Source organism: Paraburkholderia phymatum (assembly GCF_038900715.1).
Classification (GTDB): domain Bacteria; phylum Pseudomonadota; class Gammaproteobacteria; order Burkholderiales; family Burkholderiaceae; genus Paraburkholderia; species Paraburkholderia phymatum_A.
Map to the genome: position 1 here is coordinate 98090 of NZ_JAYMRZ010000004.1, position 21876 is coordinate 119965.

16 protein-coding genes and 1 pseudogene are annotated in these 21876 nt (G+C 62.2%); 6 read left to right on the forward strand and 11 right to left on the reverse strand.

Features of this window, described 5'->3' with window-relative positions; genetic code table 11:
- Window position 1: 1 nt before the first annotated feature.
- From VSR68_RS09205 to VSR68_RS09215, 3 genes are read left to right on the forward strand one after another with little or no spacing between them, the layout of a single operon-like run.
- Complete coding sequence (locus VSR68_RS09205; RefSeq protein ID WP_342939535.1) at window positions 2-796, forward strand: ABC transporter permease; 795 nt, start codon at window positions 2-4, stop codon at window positions 794-796.
- Between the two features lie 28 nt (window positions 797-824).
- The gene (locus VSR68_RS09210) at window positions 825-1922 is read left to right on the forward strand and encodes an ABC transporter ATP-binding protein (protein WP_342939536.1); all 1098 of its coding nucleotides are present in this window, start codon (window positions 825-827) and stop codon (window positions 1920-1922) included.
- 8 nt (window positions 1923-1930) lie between these two features.
- The gene (locus VSR68_RS09215) at window positions 1931-2638 is read left to right on the forward strand and encodes a GntR family transcriptional regulator (protein ID WP_342939537.1); all 708 of its coding nucleotides are present in this window, start codon (window positions 1931-1933) and stop codon (window positions 2636-2638) included.
- Window positions 2639-2675: 37 nt separating this feature from the next.
- On the opposite strand, the gene VSR68_RS09220 is transcribed toward VSR68_RS09215, so the two are convergent.
- A complete protein-coding gene (locus VSR68_RS09220) occupies window positions 2676-4241 on the reverse strand; it encodes a methyl-accepting chemotaxis protein (RefSeq protein ID WP_342939538.1) in 1566 nt (521 codons plus the stop codon).
- A gap of 246 nt (window positions 4242-4487) precedes the next feature.
- Between VSR68_RS09220 and VSR68_RS09225 the strand changes: the two genes are divergently transcribed.
- Window positions 4488-4964, forward strand: a complete 477-nt coding sequence (locus tag VSR68_RS09225) for a RidA family protein (protein WP_342939539.1) — start codon at window positions 4488-4490, stop codon at window positions 4962-4964.
- A 99-nt stretch (window positions 4965-5063) separates the two neighbouring features.
- Here the strand turns inward: VSR68_RS09225 and VSR68_RS09230 are convergent, their stop codons facing one another.
- The gene (locus tag VSR68_RS09230; RefSeq protein WP_342939540.1) at window positions 5064-8675 is read right to left on the reverse strand and encodes an indolepyruvate ferredoxin oxidoreductase family protein; all 3612 of its coding nucleotides are present in this window, start codon (window positions 8673-8675) and stop codon (window positions 5064-5066) included.
- A gap of 101 nt (window positions 8676-8776) precedes the next feature.
- Between VSR68_RS09230 and VSR68_RS09235 the strand changes: the two genes are divergently transcribed.
- On the forward strand, window positions 8777-9682 hold the full coding sequence (locus VSR68_RS09235) for a LysR substrate-binding domain-containing protein (RefSeq protein WP_342939541.1): 906 nt from the start codon (window positions 8777-8779) through the stop codon (window positions 9680-9682).
- Between the two features lie 20 nt (window positions 9683-9702).
- Here the strand turns inward: VSR68_RS09235 and VSR68_RS09240 are convergent, their stop codons facing one another.
- The 8 genes and pseudogenes from VSR68_RS09240 to VSR68_RS09275 form a co-directional block, all read right to left on the reverse strand.
- The gene (locus tag VSR68_RS09240; RefSeq protein WP_342939542.1) at window positions 9703-11145 is read right to left on the reverse strand and encodes an MFS transporter; all 1443 of its coding nucleotides are present in this window, start codon (window positions 11143-11145) and stop codon (window positions 9703-9705) included.
- Between the two features lie 43 nt (window positions 11146-11188).
- A complete protein-coding gene (locus tag VSR68_RS09245; RefSeq protein ID WP_342939543.1) occupies window positions 11189-13153 on the reverse strand; it encodes an aconitase family protein in 1965 nt (654 codons plus the stop codon).
- Window positions 13154-13247: 94 nt separating this feature from the next.
- Entirely contained in the window at window positions 13248-14141 is an 894-nt protein-coding gene (locus VSR68_RS09250) for a LysR family transcriptional regulator (RefSeq protein WP_342939544.1), read from the reverse strand.
- A gap of 239 nt (window positions 14142-14380) precedes the next feature.
- On the reverse strand, window positions 14381-14644 hold the full coding sequence (locus tag VSR68_RS09255) for a hypothetical protein (protein ID WP_342939545.1): 264 nt from the start codon (window positions 14642-14644) through the stop codon (window positions 14381-14383).
- 350 nt (window positions 14645-14994) lie between these two features.
- Window positions 14995-15165, reverse strand: a complete 171-nt coding sequence (locus VSR68_RS09260) for an EAL domain-containing protein (RefSeq protein ID WP_342939546.1) — start codon at window positions 15163-15165, stop codon at window positions 14995-14997.
- 44 nt (window positions 15166-15209) lie between these two features.
- A pseudogene (locus tag VSR68_RS09265) lies at window positions 15210-15671 on the reverse strand (GAF domain-containing protein); the annotation flags it as partial.
- A 552-nt stretch (window positions 15672-16223) separates the two neighbouring features.
- Window positions 16224-17015, reverse strand: coding sequence for a 4'-phosphopantetheinyl transferase family protein (locus VSR68_RS09270; RefSeq protein ID WP_342939547.1), 792 nt, complete (start codon window positions 17013-17015; stop codon window positions 16224-16226).
- Between the two features lie 16 nt (window positions 17016-17031).
- On the reverse strand, window positions 17032-20130 hold the full coding sequence (locus VSR68_RS09275; RefSeq protein ID WP_342939548.1) for an acetoacetate--CoA ligase: 3099 nt from the start codon (window positions 20128-20130) through the stop codon (window positions 17032-17034).
- 334 nt (window positions 20131-20464) lie between these two features.
- Between VSR68_RS09275 and VSR68_RS09280 the strand changes: the two genes are divergently transcribed.
- Window positions 20465-20884, forward strand: coding sequence for an ACT domain-containing protein (locus VSR68_RS09280; RefSeq protein ID WP_342939549.1), 420 nt, complete (start codon window positions 20465-20467; stop codon window positions 20882-20884).
- Between the two features lie 52 nt (window positions 20885-20936).
- Here the strand turns inward: VSR68_RS09280 and VSR68_RS09285 are convergent, their stop codons facing one another.
- Window positions 20937-21836, reverse strand: coding sequence for a LysR family transcriptional regulator (locus VSR68_RS09285; RefSeq protein ID WP_342939550.1), 900 nt, complete (start codon window positions 21834-21836; stop codon window positions 20937-20939).
- Between the last annotated feature and the right edge of the window lie 40 nt (window positions 21837-21876).

A 21876-nucleotide genomic window follows, 5' to 3' on the forward strand; every position in this document is an offset into this window, starting at 1 on the left:
CATGCTGCTCGATTTCGATCGTCTAGGCTCGCTGCGCTGGCTGCTGCTCGCCGTTGGCGCTGCCGTCGCGCTCTTTCTTCTGCTGCCGATACTGTTCATCGTCGCGCTGTCGTTCGGCGATTCGCAGTGGCTCATCTTTCCGGCGCCGGGCTGGACGCTGGAGTGGTATCGCCAGTTGTTTACCGATGCAGGCTGGCTCGACTCGCTGCTGACGAGCGCGAAGCTCGCGGTGATCGTCACGGTGCTGTCGGTGCTGATCGGCTTTCTCGCGTCGCTTGCACTCGTGCGCGGCAAGTTTCGCGGACGCAACGCGGTGCAGGCGTTCTTTCTCACGCCGATGGTGCTGCCCGTCGTCGTGCTCGCCGTCGCGCTGTATGCGTTCTTCCTGCGCATCGGGCTGAACGGCACGATGACGGGCTTCGTGATCGGCCATCTGATCATCGCGTTGCCGTTCTCGATCATTTCGATCAGCAACTCGCTCGCGAGCTTCGACACGGCGCTCGAAGATGCCGCGATGGTTTGCGGTGCGTCGCCGCTCGAAGTGAAGCTGCGCGTCACGCTGCCCGCGATCCGGCTCGGGCTCTTCGCTGCGGCGATCTTCTCGTTCCTTGCGTCGTGGGACGAAGTGGTGGTGTCGATCTTCATGGCGAGCCCGACGCTGCAGACGCTGCCCGTGCGAATCTGGGCGACGCTGCGACAGGACCTGACGCCCGTCGTTGCGGCGGCGTCTTCGTTGCTCGTCGGACTGACGACTGTATTGATGCTGGCGGGCGCCGTGCTGCGCCGCGCGCGCTAATGGACGTAACCAGCGAGGTGAACCAGACATGACTGAATTCCTGCAAATCCAGCGCTTGCGCAAGACTTACGACGATGTCGTCGCCATCGATCAGGTGTCGCTCGATGTGCGCAAGGGCGAGTTCATGACCTTTCTCGGGCCGTCCGGCTCGGGCAAGAGCACGACGCTCTATATCGTCGCGGGTTTCCAGGAGCCGAGCGAAGGGCGCGCGCTGCTGGACGGCAAGCCGCTGCTTTCCGTCGCGCCGAACAAGCGCAATATCGGCATGGTGTTTCAGCGCTATACGCTGTTCCCGCATCTGACCGTGGGCGAGAACGTCGCGTTTCCGTTGCGCGTGCGCCGCCGTCCCGATGCGGAAGTGAAGGCGAAAGTCGACAAGATGCTCGCGCTCGTGCATCTGTCCGAGTGCCGCGACCGGATGCCCGCGCAACTGTCGGGCGGACAGCAGCAGCGCGTCGCGATTGCGCGCGCGCTCGCCTACGATCCGCCTGTGCTGTTGATGGACGAGCCGCTTTCCGCGCTCGACAAGAAGCTGCGCGAGGAAATCCAGCTCGAACTGCGCCGCATCCATCAGGAGACGGGCGTCACGATTCTCTACGTGACGCACGATCAGGAAGAGGCGCTGCGCCTGTCGGACCGCATCGCGGTGTTCAACAAAGGGCGCATCGAGCAGGTCGGCACGGGCGAGGAACTGTATGCGAATCCTGCATCGCGCTTTGTCGCGAGCTTTATCGGCAATTCGAATTTCCTGCCGGTGCGCCTGAAGTCGAACAACGATGGCGTGATGAACGGCGTGTTTCCGAACGGCCATGAAGTGGCGTCGGGTGCGTTCAATCCTGCGCTGACGCCCGGCGACGATGGCACGCTGATGATTCGCCCCGAGCAGATGCACATTCGCTCGCTGCACCACACGAGCCGTGCGCGCAACGCAGCGAGCTTGCCCGTCACCGTGCGCGACATCACGTATCTCGGCGATGCGATGCACTACGCCGTTGCGACGCCGTGGCAGCAGGAGATTTCGATTCGCATGCCGGCGGGGCATCGCCATGACAGCGGCCTCGCGATCGGCACGCAGGCGCTCGTCGATTGGGATGCGCGCGATGTCCGTCTGTTTGCTCAGGCTTGACGATTGCGATGAGTGACGCGCTGCCTTCGCTGAAAGTCGAACGCCGCACGACGACGTTGCGCGAACTCGCGCTGGAGAAGATGCGCACCGCGATTCTCGACGCGCATTTTCATCCGGGCGAGCGGCTCGTCGAGCGCGCGCTATGCGAGGAACTGGGCGTGAGCCGGACGGTCGTGCGCGAAGTATTGCGCCATCTGGAGACGGAAGGGCTGGTGGATTCGATACCGAACCAGGGGCCGATCGTCGCGATACTCGATCTCGATACGGCAGCGGAAATCTACGAAATACGCGCGTTGCTGGAGGGCGAGGCCGCGATGGCCTGTGCAAGGCACGCCGAGGAAAGCACGTTCGAGGAACTCGCGGCTTGCATCGACAGGATTCAGCACGCGTTCGATACGCAGGATCATCAAGCCGTGCGCGCATTCACGACGGCGTTCTACGAGCGCATGTTCACTGGAGGAAAGAAGGTGGTAGCGTGGGATATCGTGCAGTCGTTGACCGCACGCATCAACAGGCTAAGAGCGTTGACGATCGCATCCGACGATCGCGGGCGCCAGGCGGTTCAGGAAATGCGCCGGATGCTCGCTGCCATTCGCGCGCGCAAGCCGATGGAAGCACGCGAGGCCGCGATTGCGCACGTCGAAAGAGTGGCCGAGATCGCGCGTCATTTGCTGTGCGAAGGGCAGGAAAAGGCGTCGTGGAGGCGCGCGGGATAAATCATGCCGAGCGGCGCCTTGCACTGATGCCCTGGCGTCACGCGAACGCCTCTTCGCGAAGCCGGAACTGCGCGACCGCATCGTTGAGCCGCGCGCTCTGCTCCTCGAGCGAGAGCGCCACGGCTGCCGCTTCCTGGACGAGCGCAGCATTGCGCTGCATCGTCTGCTCCATTTGCGTGACCGTCGTGTTCACCTGCTCGATGCCGGAAGACTGCTCATCGGACGCGATGCTGATTTCGCTCATGATCGTATTGACGCGCTCGACCGCGACGACGAGTTCGCCCATCGTCGAGCCCGCCAGCGCGACGAGGCCGCTGCCGTCGTCGACGCGACGCGCCGAATCGCCGATCAGCTCCTTGATTTCCCTCGCCGCCGACGCGCAGCGCTGCGCGAGTCCGCGAACCTCGGTCGCGACGACCGCGAAGCCGCGTCCCTGTTCGCCTGCACGCGCGGCTTCGACGGCCGCGTTCAACGCGAGGATGTTCGTCTGGAACGCAATGCTTTCGATCACGCCGACGATGCCCGAGATCCGCGCCGAACTCTCGGCGATCGCGGACATCGTCTCGACGACGCGCTGCATCGCCTCTCCGCCGCGCGACGCGATATCGGCGGCACCCTCGACGTAGGTGCGTGCATCGCGAGCGTTGTCCGCATTCTGGCGCACGGCAGCGGTCAGTTGCTCCACGCTCGCCGCGGCCTGTTGTAGCGACACGGCCTGCTGCTCGGTACGTTCGGAAAGATCGACGTTGCCGCTCGCAATCGCGCGGACGTCGCCGACGATCGTCTCCGTGCTCGCACGCACCTGCTTCACGGTATCGATGAGGCCGTCCTGCATCCGCCCGAGCGCATTCAGCAGCCAGGCCATTTCGTTTTCGCGGGAAATGACGACGGTGCCCGTCAGGTCGCCTTTCGCGATCTTTTCGAAGTGGTCGACGGCCAGATCGATCGGCTCGACAATCGCCTTCGCGAGCGCGTGCTGCGCGAAGAAGCCGACGACGAGCGCGAACGCGGCCACCGCGCCCATCGCCCAGACGACCCGGTGGAAACGCGTGGCGGCCGCATCGTAGCGGGCCTTTTCGCGCGCAACCTGGAACGCTTCGAGCGCGCCGATCGCGTTCTGGTAAGCGGCGAACAGCGCGGGCGGCGCGTCACGCTGCGTGCTGAGGAAATTGAACGCGTCGTCGTGGTCGAGTTGGGACAGCGCCTTCAGGAAGACCTGGTCGAGCACTGCCTGACGGTTGTGCTGGAGCGCGTCGAAGAGCGTTTGCTCGGCGGCGTCGCGCCGGTGCAGACGCGCGTAGGCCGCCAGTTCGTCGTTGCTCTGCGTGAGGAGCGCGTGAGCTTGCGCGATCTCTTCTTTGGCAGGCTGGCCGGCGCTGATGATCCGCGCGACGTCGCTCAGGCGCTCGCGCAGCACGAGCATGCGCTCGGAGCTTGTCTTCAGGTGCAGCAGCGAAGCGGTGTCGTCGCGATACATCGCCTCGAGCGAAGCATTGCCCACATAGAGGCCACCGATGCACGCACCAACGACCAGCACGAGCAGCACGGTATAGCCGGCGATTGTCGCGACGAGTCCGCCGCGGATAGTCAGTTTTTTTCGCACGAGGAGTCCCCTGGCCGGCAGCCGGGCGCGGCCAGCGGCGGATGTGATTTCCGGATCACGAACGACGGGCACCGTCTTGCAACGCGTGGCGATCCTGGGTTGCGAACGAATTAACGACCGGGCGGATGGAAAGATTTTGCGTGCAGGCGACGCGGATATGGCGGATTACGACACGCCCCGTATGCGACAAACGCAACGCACTCAATCAACTATCCTTACGCTTTCGACAGCGTCGGTGAAAGTGCGATGACAAGAGACGACAAGTTGCGACAGATCGCGGCCGAGTTCGGATTCGATCCGGACGAGGAAATCAAGAAGGGTGGAAAGTACACGCCTGTTTTGATCGACGGGAACGTGGCCTATATTGCTGGCCAGATTCCGCGCGTGGGAGACGTGGTGCGCTTCGTCGGCGTGGTGGGCGAATCCCTCTCGCTGGAAGAGGGGCGTCGCGCAGCAGGGACATCGACGCTCCGCGCACTGTCGCTGATCAAGAAGGCTTGCGGAACGCTCGACGCGATATTGGCGGTGCCGCGCATCACCGTTTTCGTGCGAAGCGCGCCGGACTTCACGATGCAAAGCGAAGTCGCCGATGGTGCATCCGACGTCCTGTATGCGGTGCTTGGCGACGCCGGCATGCACACTCGCTCGTCTGTCGGCGTGTTGCAATTGCCGAAAGGCGCATCGGTGGAAGTGGATTTTATTTTCAGCGTGCGGCCTGCGTAGCCAGTTCGACAGAGCCGTTCGCACGACGCGGACTGCGCTAAAGCAGCCCTCCGGGGGCTGCTTTGTTCTCTCGCGTCGTTGCATCGAGACACGCACCCGTCATGCGCATGCGGTCGATTGCTCTGGCATCAGGTACTCGCGCAGCAAGCGCTCCTTCTTGTTCGCGGCTGCGCGGACATTGCGCTCCTTGACGTGACCGAACCCGCGTATGTCGTCGGGCAGATTAGCCAGTTGCAGCGCCACAGGAAGACGTTTCGCATCGAGCGTCGCGCGGAACTCATCGACGAGCGCGATATATTCGGCGATCAGTTGACGCTCACCGCGCCGCTCAGCGGTTCGTCCGAACACATCGAGCGCCGTGCCGCGAAGCCCCTTCATCCGTGCGAGCGCGCGAAAGACGGGCAGTATCCACGGGCCGAAGCGCTTCTTCTGCAAGTGCCCGTGCTCATCGCGCTTCGCGAACATAGGCGGCGCGAGATAGAAGCTCAGCTTGTAGTCGCGTCCCGGTTCACCGTCGAACTGCTGACGCAGTTTCTCCATATAAGCGGGATCGGCGTAAAGACGAGCGACTTCGTATTCATCCTTGTAGGCCATGAGCTTCGCGAGATTCACGGCAACCGCTCGCGTAAGCGGCAGTTTCGAGTTGCCGGCGATCTCCATTTCCTTCGCACGAATCCCGTCGATCACGCGGCGATAGCTTCGTGCATATGCTTCGTTCTGGTAGGCGGTCAGCAATGCTTCTCGCGCCGTGATCAGCGTGTCGAGCGATTCGGGCATCTGCACGACGATGCGCTGAGGCGCGGCAGCCGGCTTGATCATCGCCTGAACGGCGGCATTGCCGTGATGCGCGACATAGCGTCCCCAGTTGAACGCCTGCCGATTCTTCTCGACCGACACCCCATTGAGTTCGATTGCGCGTACAAGACTCGTCAGTTCCAGCGGCAGCCAGCCCTTCTGCCATGCAAAGCCGAGCAGCAGCGGATTGCTGTAGATCGTGTCGCCGAGCAGCGTCAGCGCGAGCGCGTTGGCGTCGATGAACGCGCAGCCGTCTCCAATGCTCTCGCGCAGTTCGGCTTCCGTCTGCGTGCCCGGGAAGGTCCACTTCGGGTTCTTGATGACGTCCGCGGTCGGCGTTGCGCCGCTGTTGATCGCGGCGAATGTCACGCCATGCTGCGTGCGCGACAGTACGTCGTTCGACGCCGACACGATCGCGTCGCAACCGATCACGAGCCGCGCTTCGCCGGTTGCAATGCGCGTCGCGTGAAGCGCTTCGGGCGCGGACGCGATCTGCACATGGCTGAGAACCGCGCCGCCTTTTTGCGCGAGGCCGGCCATGTCGAGCACGGTGACGCCTTTGCGTTCGATATGCGCCGCCATGCCGATCAATCCGCCAATCGTCACGACGCCCGTGCCGCCGACGCCCGTCACGAGAATGCCATACGGCCTCGCGAGCGCGGGCAACGAGGGCATCGGCAGCGCATCGAAATCGGGCATGCCGCTTTTCGTGCCTGCGGCAAGCTCGGCTTGAGGCTTGCGAAGCTGCGCGCCCTCAGCAGTCACGAAGCTCGGACAGAAGCCCTTCACGCACGAGAAGTCCTTGTTGCACGACGACTGGTTGATTTTCCGCTTGGTGCCGAGCGGCGTATCGAGCGGCTCGACGGACAGGCAGTTCGACTGCACCGAGCAATCGCCGCAGCCTTCGCAAACGGCGTCGTTGATGAATGCGCGGCGCGCCGGATCGGGATACGTGCCGCGTTTGCGGCGGCGCCGCTTTTCGGTCGCGCAGGTCTGATCGTAGATCAGCACGGTGGTGCCGGGCATGTCGCGCAACGTGCGCTGAACGGAGTCCAGCTGATCGCGGTGATGAACGTCGACACCCGCGGGCAGCACGATGCCCGAGTGATACTTCTCCGGCTCGTCGGTGACGATGACGATCCGCTTCGCGCCTTCCGCGTGGACCTGATGCGCGATCTGCGGCACCGTGAGCACGCCGTCGACGGGCTGGCCGCCCGTCATCGCGACGGCGTCGTTATAGAGAATCTTGTACGTGACGTTCGCATTCGCCGCGATTGCCGCGCGGATCGCGAGCAGGCCCGAATGGAAGTAGGTGCCGTCGCCGAGATTGACGAATACGTGCTTGTCGCCGGAAAAGTGCATTTGCCCGAGCCACGCGACACCTTCGCCGCCCATCTGGCTGAAGGTTTCCGTCTTGCGGTCCATCCACATCGACATATAGTGGCAGCCGATGCCCGCGAGCGCGCGCGAGCCTTCGGGCACGTTCGTCGACGTGTTGTGCGGGCAGCCGGAGCAGAACCACGGCTTTCGCTCGACGGCGACGCGCGGCTTCGCGGCTTCGCGTTCTTTCGCTTCGATGATCGCCACGCGCGCGAGCATGCGCGCACGCACGTCCTCGGGCAAATCCGCACGCGCGAGCCGCCGCGCAATGCCCTTGGCGATCAGCGCCGGCGACAGTTCGTAGTGCGCGGGCAACAGCCAGTCGCCGCGCGGCACGGACCATTCGCCGCCTTCGTTGTCGCGCTCGTCGAACTTGCCGTAGATCTTCGGGCGAACATCCTCGCGCCAGTTGTACAGCTCTTCCTTCAACGCGTATTCGAGAATCTGGCGCTTTTCTTCGACGACCAGTATCTCTTCGAGCCCCGTGGCGAAGGCGCGCGCGTCCTGCGCGTCGAGCGGCCACACGCAGCCCACTTTCAACAGACGCAAGCCGATCTGCGCACACGTGTCGTCGTCGAGGCCGAGGTCGCTCAGCGCCTGGCGCACGTCGAGATAGGCCTTGCCCGCCGTGATGATGCCGAAGCGCGGCTTCGGCGAATCGATGACGACGCGGTTCAGCTTGTTTGCGCGCACGTAGGCGAGCGCGGCATACCATTTCTCGTCCAGCAGCCGCGCTTCTTGCGCGAGCGGCGCATCGGGCCACCGGATGTTGAGACCGCCGGCAGGCATCGTGTAGTCGGTCGGCGTGACGATCTCGACGCGATCCGGATCGAGATCGATGGAAGCAGTGGATTCGATCACATCCGTCACGCACTTCATCGCGACCCACAGGCCCGAGTAGCGGCTCATCGCCCAGCCGTGCAGGCCGTAGTCGAGGTATTCCTGCACGTTCGCCGGATAGAGCACGGGGATGCCCGCCGCGATGAACGCATGCTCGGATTGATGAGCGACGGAAGACGATTTGGCGGCGTGGTCGTCGCCTGCCAGCACGAGCACGCCGCCACGCGCGTCGCTGCCTGCGGAGTTCGCGTGCTTGAACACATCGCCCGTGCGATCGACGCCCGGGCCCTTGCCGTACCACATGCCGAACACGCCGTCGCGCGTCGCGCCCGGCCACAGGTTGATCTGCTGCGTGCCCCACACGGCCGTCGCGGCCAGATCTTCGTTGACGCCTGGCTGAAAGACGATGTCGTTTGCCTGCAGATGCTTTTTCGCTTTCCACAGCGACTGATCGAGCGCGCCGAGCGGCGAGCCGCGATAGCCCGAAATGAAGCCGGCCGTGTTCAACCCCGCTTTCAGATCGCGAGCCTTTTGCAGCATCGGCAGACGCACGAGCGCCTGCGTGCCGCTGATATACACGCGGCCTTTGTCCAGCGTGTACTTGTCGTCGAGCGTCACAGGCGTGGCAGGCGTTTCCGTCGCCAGGTCGGATTTGTCGAATTGATCAGACGTAGCGGCTAGGTCGGGCGCATTCATGGGGGCTGTCTCCGGCGGAATCGTGATTTTTCCGCCGAGTATAGAAAGCCGAATTGCTATCGTAAAATCACAAATAGACAATTCTGGTATCCGAAAATCAGATGGCATTCGATCTCACGCTCCGGCAGTTGCGCTACTTCGTGGCGGCAGCGCACACAGGGCAGTTCTCGATGGCGGCCGCCAACGAGCACGTATCGCAATCGGCGATCACCAATGCCGTTCTCGCGCTGGAGAGCGGGCTCGGCACGCGCCTGTTCGAGCGGCTGCCGCAGGGCGTGGCGCTCACGCCGGATGGCCAGGATTTCTACAATCACGCGCGGCGCGTGCTGGACGCGGCGCGCGATGCTATCCACAAGCCGCCGTTCCGTTCACACGACATGCGCGGCACCGTGCGGATCGCCGCGTCGTATACGGTGCTCGGCTACTTTCTGCCGGAACTGCTCGCGCGTTTTCGCGCGACCTATCCGTTGATCGACTTCGATTTGCGTGACATGGAGCGAGCGGATATCGAAAGTGCGGTGCTCGCCGGCGACGTCGAGATCGGCGTGGTGCTGCTTTCGAATGTCGAGAACCTCAACCGCTTCGGCAAGCAGGTGCTGATCCGCTCGCGTCGGCAGCTATGGGTCGCGCCGACGCACCCGCTCGCGCAACTCGACGCACCGTCGCTGAAGGACATTGCCGCGCATCCGTACATCCTGATCACAGTCGACGAAGGCGAGCAATCGACGCTGCGCTATTGGAAGAAGAAACGCATCGAGCCGAATATCGCGTTTCGCACGAGTTCGATGGAAGCGCTGCGCGGACTGGTTGCCCACGGCTTCGGCGTGACCGTCCTCTCGGATATGGTTTTCCGCCCGTGGTCGCTGGAGGGCAAGCGTATCGAAGCACGTCCGATTCTGGACGCCGTTCCGCAAATGGATGCGGGCATGATCTGGCTGAAGAGCGCGCGACTGAGTGGACCAGCGACTGCGCTACAGCAGTTTCTGATCCACGCGTGCGGCGGTTGAACGGCGACGCGACGCGCCGCTCAGTGCGAGATGCTTTCGAGCGATTTGCCGAGCGTTCGCGGACCCATCAGGCCGATCGCGACGATGACGAGCGTCATCGCGCCCGCGATGAAAACGAACACGCCCGTCACGCCGAATTCCTTCAGCGTGAACGCGATAACGAAAGAACTGAACACGGCCGAGAGCCGGCTCCACGAATAGACGAAGCCCACCGCGCGTGCGCGGATCGCGGTCGGATAGAGTTCCTGCTGATACGTGTGATAGGTGAACGAGATGCTGTTGCCAGCCAGCGTCAGCAAAACACCGAGCGTCACGATCGCGACCGCCGACGCCACCTGGCTGAACAACAGTCCGCTGACAATATTCAGCGCAGCCATGCAGACGATCACATGCTTGCGCTCGAAGCGATCCGCGATCCAGTAGCCGAGCAGCGGCCCGAGCGGCGCCGCAAGGCCGATGACCGTCGTGTACAGCAGGCTCGACGTCACCGTGATGCCTTGCTTGACGAGCAGCGTCGGCACCCAGTTCGCGAAACCATAGAAGCCGACCGTCTGGAAGATGTGAAAGACGATGAGCATCACGGTGCGCTTGCGATACGGCGGTTTCCACATATCCGCGAAGCCTGCCTTGCGGGGCACGGGGTCGGACGGTCCCGGTTCGGGCAGCGGCTGTCCGTGCTCGCTCGCGACTTTTGCTTCGAGACGGGAGAGGACTTCGTCGGCTTCGCGAATTCGTCCCTTGCTCGCCAGCCAGCGCGGACTTTCCGGCAGGTTGCGCCGGAAGTACCAGATAAAGAGCGCGCTGATACCGCCGAGCAGCACGACCCATCGCCAGCCATCGATGCCGAACGGCGCGTTCGGTACGAGCAGATAAGAAAGAAACGCAACGACAGGCACCGCCGAGAAGCCGAGTGTCTGGCAGATCGCGAAAGCCCTGCCGCGCAGATGTTTCGGCGCAAGCTCGGACATGTAGGTGCCGATCGTCACCAGCTCGACGCCGATCCCCATGCCTGAAACGAAGCGCCAGAAATTCAGGCCGCTCGCGGTGTCCTGGAAGGCCATCACGGTGTTGGCCGCCACGTACCACAACAAGGACCACGTGAAGATCGCTCTGCGGCCGAAACGGTCGGCGAGAAAGCCGCATGCGATGGTGCCGAGAAACAGTCCGCAAAAGAGCGCGGCAATGAAGCTCGCGACCCCCGATGTGCCGAACAGGCCTGACGTCGTCGACGTGAGAATGCCGCTCTTGACGAGGCCCGGCGCGACGTAGCCGGTAAAGAGAAGATCGTATAGCTCGAAGAAGAATCCGAGGCTGAGCAGCACGATCAGCTTCCAGACCGCGCGTGTTGCAGGCAGCCTGTCCAGACGCGCGGAAATCGAGCCGGTGTCGACGGCGGAAGCTGTTTCGGCTAGCGCGGGATGATCTGCGGCGCGCAGTTGTGACGCGCTCTCGAGCATGGCCATGTCTGTCTCCAGTATCGTAGTTGTATCTGTTGCGAGCGGGGCATCAGGCCCGCTGCGCGTGCGCCTTCAATTCATCGAATGAAGCGATGTGGCCGGCGAGCGCGCTGGCCACCACGGTCGGCGGACTCGCGAGCCAGACCTGGCCCGGACCCGAGCGGCCCGGAAAATTGCGGTTGATCGCGCTGATCGTGACCTGGCTCGCGTCCACGGAAGCGCCCGGCCCGCAATTGGCGCATGCGCCGCATGACGGTTGCAGCAGAATGGCGCCCGCCTGCTCGAATGCGTCGATGTAGCCGCGCCGCACGCAGTAGTCCCTGACATCCGATGTGCCGAACTGAAGGTACAGCTTTACGTTCGACGGGACGCGCAGGCCACGCGCGGCAGCCCATGCGAGCACTTCGTGATAGTGGTCGAAGTCTTCGCGCTTGCCAGCGGTACACGAGCCGCCATAAGCGATATCGACGCGCGGGCGTTCAACGAGATCGCGCAGCGCGATGCCGTTGCCCGGATCGCCGGGCGAGGCGAGCATCGGCGTGATGCCCGCACAGTCGATCTCGATCACATCGGTGTAGCTTGCGCCCGCATCGCTGCGCATCCACGGTTCGATCACGAAGTCGATACCGCGCCGCGCCTTGAGAAAGCGCACGGTTTCTTCATCGGGCGCGACGATGCCGGTCAAGCCGCCGAGTTCGGCTGTCATGTTCGTCAGCGTGGTGCGTTCATCCGTCGTGAGTTGCGCGATCGCGGAGCCCGCGAACTCGAACACTTTTCCGACGCCTGCGCCCGCGCGGATTCTCGGATCGGCGAGCAGATGCAGCACGAGATCCTTCGCCGTGACGCCGGCCGGAATGGCGCCGTTGAAATCGACACGCAGCGATTGCGGCACGGTCATGCGCACTGCGCCGGTGACGAATGCATTCGCCATATCGGTGGTGCCGACGCCGAACGCGACGCACCCGAGCGCGCCGCTATGCGGCGTGTGCGAATCCGTGCCGACGATCAGCTGGCCGGGCAGCGCGTAGCGCTCGGCCATCATCGCGTGCGAGATGCCTTCGGAGCCTTCGCTGAATCGACCGTCGATCTCGCTGAGATAGCCGTGGTTCTTCAGCCCGTGGTCTTGAGCGAATTGCCTGTGCGCCGCGGACAGTTCGTTGACGTCAGGCAGCAGACCGTTTCTGATGTGAAGCTCGCTCTTGTGCGAATAGGAGAGGTGATCTTCGAAGGCAAGAATGGTGTCCGGCTGATGCAGCGACAACGGCTTGCCGAACGTCGCATGCAGCATGTGCGTCGCCATGCCGGTGTAGTACTCGTGGATGAAGCGCCAGTCCGCGCGCACGAAAGCGCCCGAGCCGGGCGCGAGCGATGCGCCCGTTCCTTCCGTGCGCAGCGCGTGACGCTCGATGATTTTCTGCGCGAGCGTGCGCGGCTCGCCATGCGCGGCGCGATCCGCGACCTCGATATGCCGCATGTGCTGCGCGCCATAGCGCAGCAAGCCGCCGCTTCGAAGAATCGCTGCCGACAGCGCGTCGCGCGAGGCGACGAGTTCCTCGATGTCGATCGGCTCGCCGCGCCGGATGCGGTCGATCAACCCGAAATCCGTCGACGTGAAGAGTCCGAGGTTGTCCGCGTTCTGACGATAGATCCGTTCGAAGCTCTTCGCGATCACGAGCCGGATGCCCGCGCGATATTCCGCGAGCGGACTATGCTCGCGCGACGATCCTTTGCCGTACCGGTTGCCCGCGACCGTCACGCAGAAACGGCCGTTGCGGATCGCGTCGGCACCGATGGGATTGCGTCCTCCCGTGCGAAAGCCGAGATAGGGAAAGCGGCCGAGACGTTCGTCGAAGCGGGTGAGCACGCTCATCGGCGTGATCTCGTCGGTCGACACGTCGTCTCGCAGCGCGCCCGCTGTCGCCCCCGTCAGATCGAGGCCATTCAGTTGCTGCTCGATGCGCTCCGGGTCCTGGCAAAGAAACAATAGTCGGCCCGTCAATTCCAGTGTCGCCATCCGATTTCTCCTTGAACGGAAATCTAGACGGCGGCGCGAGTGGGCAAGAAGTGCTCGATGAGCAAAGGGGGCATCGCAAACCGCGATGTCCTCGTTAACCCTCGGCGTGCGTCAGCGAGTCGATCAATGCCTGCACGGCTTTCAAGCGTGAAGACTTTCTCAGCGCATGAACCCGCAGGCTGCGACGGGTTGCCCACGGCTCATCGAGCGGGCGGCGCACGAAGCCGTGCGATCCGGCGAAGGCGGACGCGGCACTCGTCGGCACGATGCCGATGCCGAGTCCCGCTTCGACCATCCGGCACTGCGCGTCGAAGCTGTTGACCGTCACGGCCAGCTTGAGCGGCGTGCGAATGGCGTCGGCGCGCTCGTTGATGACCTGATCGAGCGAGCCGCCCGCCTGAAGCGCGACGAGCGGAAAGCGGATCACATCGGCGAAAGCAGGCGCATCGAGCGCGGCAAGTTCATGATCGGGCGGCAGCACGACCATCAGCGGATCATCGGCGAAGTGCCATGAATCGAGGCCACCCGGTATCTTTCCGCTCGCGCAGATGCCGACGTCGGCGCGGTCGTCGACGCACGCGCGGATCACTTCATCGCTGATCTGTTCCGTCAACGCGATCTGAACGAGCGGGTATCGGGCCTGAAACGCTTTCAGCCGCTCGGGCAGGAAGCCGACGATCGCCGATGCATTTGCATACAGCCGCACGATGCCGGCGACCTGGCCGCTGAGCGACTGTACTTCGCGCGCCAGCGATTGCAACTGGTCATGCAGCGACACTGCGCGCGCGAACGCGTGACGGCCCGCCTCCGTCAACTCGACACCCGACGGTGAGCGGATGAGCAACGTAAGGCTCATGGCGGTTTCGAGATCCGCGATGCGCCGGCTGAGCGCCGAAGGGGCGATGTGATTGCGGCTGGCCGCACGAGCAATGGAGCCCTCCTGCACCACGGAAATGAACAGTTCCAGGCTGTATGGATCGATTCGCACGACGCCAGAATCCTTGTCGAGTTTGATGGCTTGTCGTACGGGCACATCGAAGCAGCGGGTCAGCGTGCGCTTCGACGGCCCGACAGCGGCAATAGTAGCAGCCGTGCTTTTGCGATCGTGGGCGGCTGTTGCTCAGCCGCCAGTGCTTACCTCTCTGCTATGGGCTGGCGATCGGTTCGTCAGTTTTCTGCCGTCCGATGGCGCGACCGCAGTCCGTCGCGGCAATATGGATGTTGCTTCTACGGCTTGCTCCAGATCTGTTTCCAGCACATGAGGAACGTGCCGCGAGCGTCCCTCGATACGGCTCCTTCGACCGGGCACGCGGAGCCCGTCAGTGCGGGGCCATAGTGGGCGGCTTCTCTGTCGGCGTCGGCGAGTACATCGGCGGGCACGCGGCCCCAGATCGACAGGCTGGCAAGTATGCCCGCACAGCCAGCCACGATAACGACAGTACGCTTGAACCGGGGTGTGGGGTGAGCGATCAGATTAAATGCGAATGACATGGGGAGCCTCGTCTGCAGGGGACTTATGAGCGCTCTTATCGGCACCGGTTTGCGAAACCGTAGGCCTTCGTCAATTTATTTTTCTTGTGCCAGATCGCGAGGAGAAAACGGCAAGCGCCACGTAATTTTTGCGTCTGTTTTATAGGGCTTTAGCTCACGTTCGTGAAGCGTTGAATTAGAAATTCGACAAGGCTCGCGCCCTGGCCGACGGGTGATGGTGGTCATGCTTTCATGCGTACAACGGCGTGCTTCTTTTCGTCGAATGCGATCACCCGTTCGAGCATTCCCTCGCCCGAACTTCCGCGAAGGATTTGCGTTCGCTACCGCTGCGTGACATGGCGATCTTGCGATCAGGGAGGGGGTGGCGTGATCCCGAAGGCATCGGCGAACCTCAACGCAGATAGCGGCCGGCCGAACAGATAGCCTTGGCCCTCTTCACATCCCAGGGCCGCAAGCGCGTCCCGCTGCCTTTCGTTTTCGACACCTTCAGCGATTGTCTGTACGTGGAAGCTGCGTGCCATACCGACAATGGCGCGAACGGCTCCAGCCTGTCAGCGGCCATTTGAGCCAGGTCGCGCAAGCGGGTCCGCTCATCCTGCGAGAAATCACTGCGAGGCTTTTGGTCAATGACGCAGAGGGCTCCCACAGCGTGTCCCTGCGGGGAGACAAGAGGTACGCCGGCATAAAAGCGTATTCCAGCGGGGCCTGTTACCAGCGGGTTGTCGTGAAAGCGATCGTCGAGCGTTGCGTCCGGCACGACCATGATCCCTTCCTGTGCAATCGCGTGTGCGCAGAAAGAAACGTCCCGGCGCAGATCGACTTCTACGCTATCGAGGCCGGTGCTTGCGGCCAGGAAAACGTGGTCATTCCCGATCATGTTCACTGCGGCGACAGGCATATCGAGTACGCGCGCAGCAATCTGGACCACGGGGTCGAGATCGGGCAATGCCCGATTCTCCGACAGTCCATATGCGGATAGCGCCTTGAGCCTCAGTTCCTCGGTGGGCAATACGGGCGGACACTTCATGAATGTGGTCTCTCACAAAGTATTTATCTGCTGTTGTTGTGTTAACCGCGCAAGAACAGGCCGCCGATATGCCGGCACGCCTGAAAATAATGATTTGCCACTGTCTCGCTGGCTTTGACTGCGTCACGCGGTCGATTATTCGATGGGCGTTACTGGCTAACGCCTGACTTTTATAACGAGCATTAAAAGATGCTTACTTTTTCGTTATCGGCCTTCCGGGATCTCGTCAGCTATTTTATTGATCAAGCCGCGGCGCGCGCTGAAAACAAAGGCGCGGCGGGAAACCAGACTAATGCGCGCTGATATTACCAAAAGAAGTGCGGGCTTTGCATGTTGTAAGTTTGCCAGTCGGATTGAAATTTTGCCGTCCCGCGAATGAGTCGGTAATTAATGCGGCGTCAGGTAAAACGCGCGTAGTCAATGATCGATTATTAGTTCTGTCATAGGTAAAAAGTACTGTCGGTAAAAGCGATTTCAGAAAGAGATGCTTGCTTGCGAATGCCGCACCGATTTGACTGGTAACCAACCTCAAACCCGCATTGCCATGAATGACTAGTCGTTTAACCAGACCGAAGGCGAGCAACGGCAAAGCGTGACGTGTGCATCATCGAGCGACACGGCAAGGGCGCCCTGAACTTCCGGTCCGAGGCCCAGGTCCAGGCACGTCCAGCCCGACATGCGCGTGCCCTTTTTCGAAGCGTGCCAGCGGCCTTCGCCGAGCGCGGAAGCATCTTCTGTCGTGTACGAGGTCGGCTCGACCAGAAAACCGCTGCCGAGCGCCTTGAGCAGCGCTTCTTTTCGTGTCCAGATGCCAAGGAACGTTGCGGCCGGATCGGTTCGCGCCATGGCAAGCGCGCTTTCTTCTACTGGAGAAAAGATTCCGCGTGCGACGCTCATAAGGTCGATGCAGTCAATCCGCCGCTCGACGTCGATGCCGACGCGGCAATTCAATGCAAACGCAAGCACCGCGATTCCGTCGGTATGGGAAACATTGAATGCGAGCCTCGTACCGCGTGGCCACTGCAACGCGGGCTTTCCGAACCGCGTCACGTCGAAGCTCAGCGATTCGGGTTTGCTGCGCAGATAGACGCCGATCAGCCACCGAAGCATGCTTCGTCGGGCGATAAAGTTGTTGCGATCGCTTTCATGTCTGTACGCTCGTGCGTGCTGTCGCTCGTCCTGTGAAAGCGTGTAGGCGAGGGACGAACATGCCTGTCCGATGGCGTGCTCGTCCAGTATCCATACGTGAACGGCTTTTTCATGCAAAAAGATCTGGCCGGGATCTGGCAGTGAAAGAGCCCCCGCATTTCGTGCGATTCGCGTTGTAACTGCATCGTGCTGCATGCCAGACTCCACTGTGTCACGCGTTCGCCAATGCCCTGTCCAGCACCGCCGCGACGTCCTGCAGATTCGGCTCGACGAGCATATCGTCATGGCTACCGGATACCTCTGCGATCACCAGGCCACCGCGCGCGACGCGCTGCCACAAAAGCATCGGATCGCCATGCTCGTCGAGCCGCGTCGTTGCACGCACATACAAAATCGGTCCGGCGTTGTAAGGGGGCGGGCGGTAGCGGGTCATCGCCAGCACTAACGTTTCGCGTACCTGTCGGAGCGCCGGCGGATAAGCCGCGATCGTCGCGTCCGGCCGCAGTCTCATGCGGCCGCGGCGCATTTGCACGTGATCGGCTCCAACGATGAGCCGATCGGCGAGATAGCCGGGCATCCGCGACGCAGGCACCGCGCGCAGCTTGCGCCATTGGCCGTGTATCCGGCCATACCAATGGTGCATCCGCGCGCTCCACGGCAGCCAGCGCTCGTAGACATAGGGATCGAGCAGGCACAGCATGCCGACTTGGTCGCCAGCGCGCTCCAGCTGCTGCGCAATCTCGAACGCGATCAGCCCGCCGAGCGAATACCCCGTCACTGAATACGGGCCATTCGGCTGCACCGCGCGCATCTCGTCGATGTAGCAGGCAGCCAGTTCTTCGACGTAGCGCTGTGTCGGCTCTACACCGTCAAGGCCGCGTGCCTGCAACGCAAAGACCGGGCGCGGGCTGCGCAGTGCCTGGACCAGCGCCCAGCATTCCATCGCCGAGCCGCTCAAGCCGTGCACGAGGAACAGCGGCGTTCCCGTTCCGGCGCGCATGGGCACGAGAATCGGCGACGACGGCAGCGGCGTGCGATCTTCGATGATCCCGGCAAGGCGTGCGATCGTCGGCGCGATCACCAGCGTCGCGAGCGGCATCGTGTAGCCTGTCGACTGACGTACTTCGGCGAGCAGCCTTGCCGCGAGCAGCGAATTGCCACCCAGTTCGAAGAAGTTGTCATCGCGACCGATCGGCGCAAAGTCGAACAGCTTCTCCCACAGTGCCTGCAAATGTCGTTCGAGTTGCTCGCGCGAGTTGCCGGCTGGCGGGAGCTTGCGAGTCGCCAGCTTGAGCGCCGGATGGTTCCGGATCGCATCGAGGCATTCGGGATTGCGCAGCGCCGTGGCGTTGATGGCCGGCAAGCCGTTGACGGCATCGCAGGCAGATCGTTCGGATAGCTTGCCGTTGTGCGTGACGGGCAATGCGTCGACTGCGATGATCCGGTCTGGGACGTGCGCGGGCGACGCGTGGTGCGCGAGATCGCGGCGTATCCGTGCGACCAGCGTGCCCGTCAGCGTCACGCCATCCTGCAGCACGAGCAGCAGCACGATGCGCGAGTCAGGCGGTTGAGCGCGAGCGTGATCGGCCGATGCGTCGCCTTGCTTCTGCTCGACGACCATCGCTTCGCGAATCTCCCGCATATCGTTCAGCACGCGATAGATCTCGGCGGGAGCGATCTTGCTCCCGCGCACATTCAGTATGCCGTCGGAACGGCCATGCAGGCGGGCCGTTCCTTCAGATGAAAACTCGATCAGATCGCCGTGCGTCCACACACCCGGGTTACGGGAAAAATAGGCCGCGTGAAAGGCCGTGCCGTCCGTGTCGCCATAAAACCCGAGCGGACGCGACGGAAACGGATTGATGCAAACGAGTTCGCCGATTCCCGTAGTGCGCGCTCCCTGATCCCACGCCTGCACGTCGAGCGCAAGACTCTTGCACTGGGCTTCGCCTGCATAGACCGGCAAGTCGGGATTTCCAAGCACGAAGCAGCCGAGGATATCGGTGCCGCCCGAGATCGACTGAAGCGGCAGCGGCTTCACGTGATCGCGTACCCAGTCGAACTGCGTGTCGTACAGCACTGCGCCAGTCGACATCATCGTGCGAAGCGCGCGTGGATCGAACTGCCGGCCTGGCTCCAGGCCCGCGTCCTCGCACATCTTCAGATAAGCGGGGCTCGTGCCGAACACGGTGACACGCTCATCGGCGACGAGACGCCACAACACATCGATGGTGGAGATCGGTCCATCGTAGGTCACGATTTCGACGCCCGATGCAAGCGCCGACAACTGCCAGTTCCACATCATCCATGCGCAGGTGGTGTGGAAGTACATCCGGTCGCCGGGCCGCAGGTCGCAGTGCAGCCGATGCTCTTTCAGATGCTCCAGCAGACTGCCGCCGGCGCCGTGCACGATGCACTTCGGCCTGCCCGTCGTGCCCGAGGAGAACATGATGAAAAGCGGATGATTGAACGGGAAGCGCGGCCATTCGAAGCGCGCGGCGTCGCCCCCGTCGATCAGTTCGACAAGCGAATGGACACGCTGGCCGATCGTGCCCGGCAGGGCATTTGCGTCGTCGAGACAGACGAGGCCCTTTAGCGATGGCAACGCAGCCGCCAGCACGCGGACTTTATCCGCCACAGGCATGCCCGTGTCGAAATCGCGCGCTGCGGTGTGCGCGAACAGTAGCCGGGGCGCGAGTGGCGTGAAGCGATCGAGGATCGCGTCGACGCTCATTTCGGGTGCAGCGGACGAAAAGCTCGCGCCGAGCGCGGTCACTGCCAGTGCGGTCACAGCCGCGTCAGCGTCGTTGCGCATGATCGCGACCACACGGTCCCCTTCGCGCAGTCCCAGTTTCGAAAGCGCGTGAGCAAGGCGCGCGACGCGTTCGCGCAGTTCGCCGCGTGTCAGGCGCACACGCTTTCCATCCGCGTGACATGCGGTGATCGCCGGTGCAGTGGACGGTGCCACCGACAGGTTAAGCAGATTGGCAGCGTAGTTGAGTTGAGCCTCGGGAAAGAAGCATGCATGCTCACAGTCGTCGCCGACGCAAACCGGCTCGATGCTGCCGGATAGCTCCAGCCCTTGCGACCACTCGACGAAGCATTGCCAGAAAGTGCGAAAGTCTCGCACCGAGAAATCGTGTAACGACTGGTAGTTATTAAAGGCTTTGCCAGTGCGCGCCTGAAGCGCTGCAGCAAATGCCGTCAATTGTGATGTTACCGGGCGCTCGGACGTTTGCTCATAAATTGGAATACGTCCTGTGGTGACGCTTGTGCATCGCGGCGCATCAGCCAGTTGGAAACAGTCCATTTAAAGCTCCCTCAACGTCTTTTTTCAAATCGAATTCGTCGAACGGGCACGAATGCACCGGTCGCTATCCCACGCAAAGGAAGCTGTCGTTACTGCATTGCCGACTGCGTTGCCCGTTTCCTTGCGCTCGCTTACCGGTACTGTGACGGTTGCATTTGTTGTGCCCACGCGAGATGACTGTCTCTGACTAGTAACGATGTACTTCGGCTGCGGCAAGATCAGATGAATACTGCGAATCGATGTCAACAAAATATAGACAATGTTCTGCGCACCCTTTTCGTGATGAAAATGACGACGTCTCTCTTCAATCCATTAGCGCACAAAGAGGTTTTCGATGAACCAGCCCATTAGCGATCTCGATCAGTTGCTGGCGTCTATGCATCCCGAACTGAACGACGGTGTCTATGTATTCGCGTCGGTTCCATTGGAAACCGATGTCGAGGCGTTGATGCCTGTCGCGACCTTCCGCGAGAAAGAAGGTCTGACGCTTGTGGTGGAAGAGAAAATAGCAACGCGAGCGGGACTGAATGTTCTTTTCCGCTCTGCGTGGATTACGCTCACCGTGCATTCGGATTTACACGCAGTGGGACTGACGGCAGCTTTCGCAAAAGCACTCGGGGAGGCGGGCATTAGCTGCAACGTAATAGCAGCCGCGTATCACGATCATGTCTTCGTGCCCGTCGATTCGGCAAAGAACGCAATGGCGCAATTGGTTCTGTTGCAGAAGCGGGCGCAAGAGAGCGCATCACGGTAGGCGGGATCAGTTCATTGATGGCTGGCGTGATCGGAAGAAGTACATTGCGGGTTCAGCTTCCGTCCGTAAAGCACTGAACAAGAAAATCGATGAAGGCTCGTGCTCGTGCAGACTGGTTGCGACGGTTCGAGTAATAAACGAAAAGATCGGCAGAGGGCTGAGTGTATTCGGGCAATACGACGCGCAGCCGTCCGCTTTCAATGTACTTCGCGAGATCCCATTCCGAGCGCACGAGAATGCCGTGTCCATCCAGCGCCCAGCCAAGAACGATGTCGCCGTCATTGCTGGAGAGCTTGCCGTGAACCTTGACCGTTTCGGTACGGCCGTCGCGCTCGAACCGCCAGATCCCATAAGCGTCGTCGTTCTGACGATGAACGATGCACGTGTGTCGTGCGACGTCGGCGAGTCGCTCAGGTATACCGTGCTGTTCCAGGTAGCGCGGCGACGCGCACATGAAGCGGCGGTTGGGCATCACGCGCCGCGCGTTGAGCCGTTGATCGGGCAGCGTACCGAAGCGAATCGCGAGATCCACGCCACTTTCGACCAGGTCGATCGGCCGGTCTGTGAGATCGAGCTGTACCTCGACCTGGGGATACTGCTTGATGAAGTTCGACACGATCGGCGCAATGGTTGTCCTTCCAAACCCCAGCGTTGCGTTGATGCGTAGAAGTCCCTTCGGCACTGCATGACTCGACGAAACCGCGTTTTCCATTTCGCGGATTTCTTCAAGGATGCGGGTCGCGTAGTGCAAGTATGTTTCGCCCTCTGCGGTCAGGCTGACGTGCCGCGTGCTGCGGTTGACGAGGCGCACGCCCAGCCGTGCCTCCAGTTGAGCGAGCCGCTTGGTCGCGGCGGGTGGCGTGAAGTTAAGCTCGCGAGCCGCCGAAGTCAGGTTGCCGTAGCGGGCCAGCAGTACAAAGAACCTCAGATGCGATGCGAGATCTGATTCCACTTATAGTCAAATAGAAAGTGAGTCTGGGCGAAACACAACC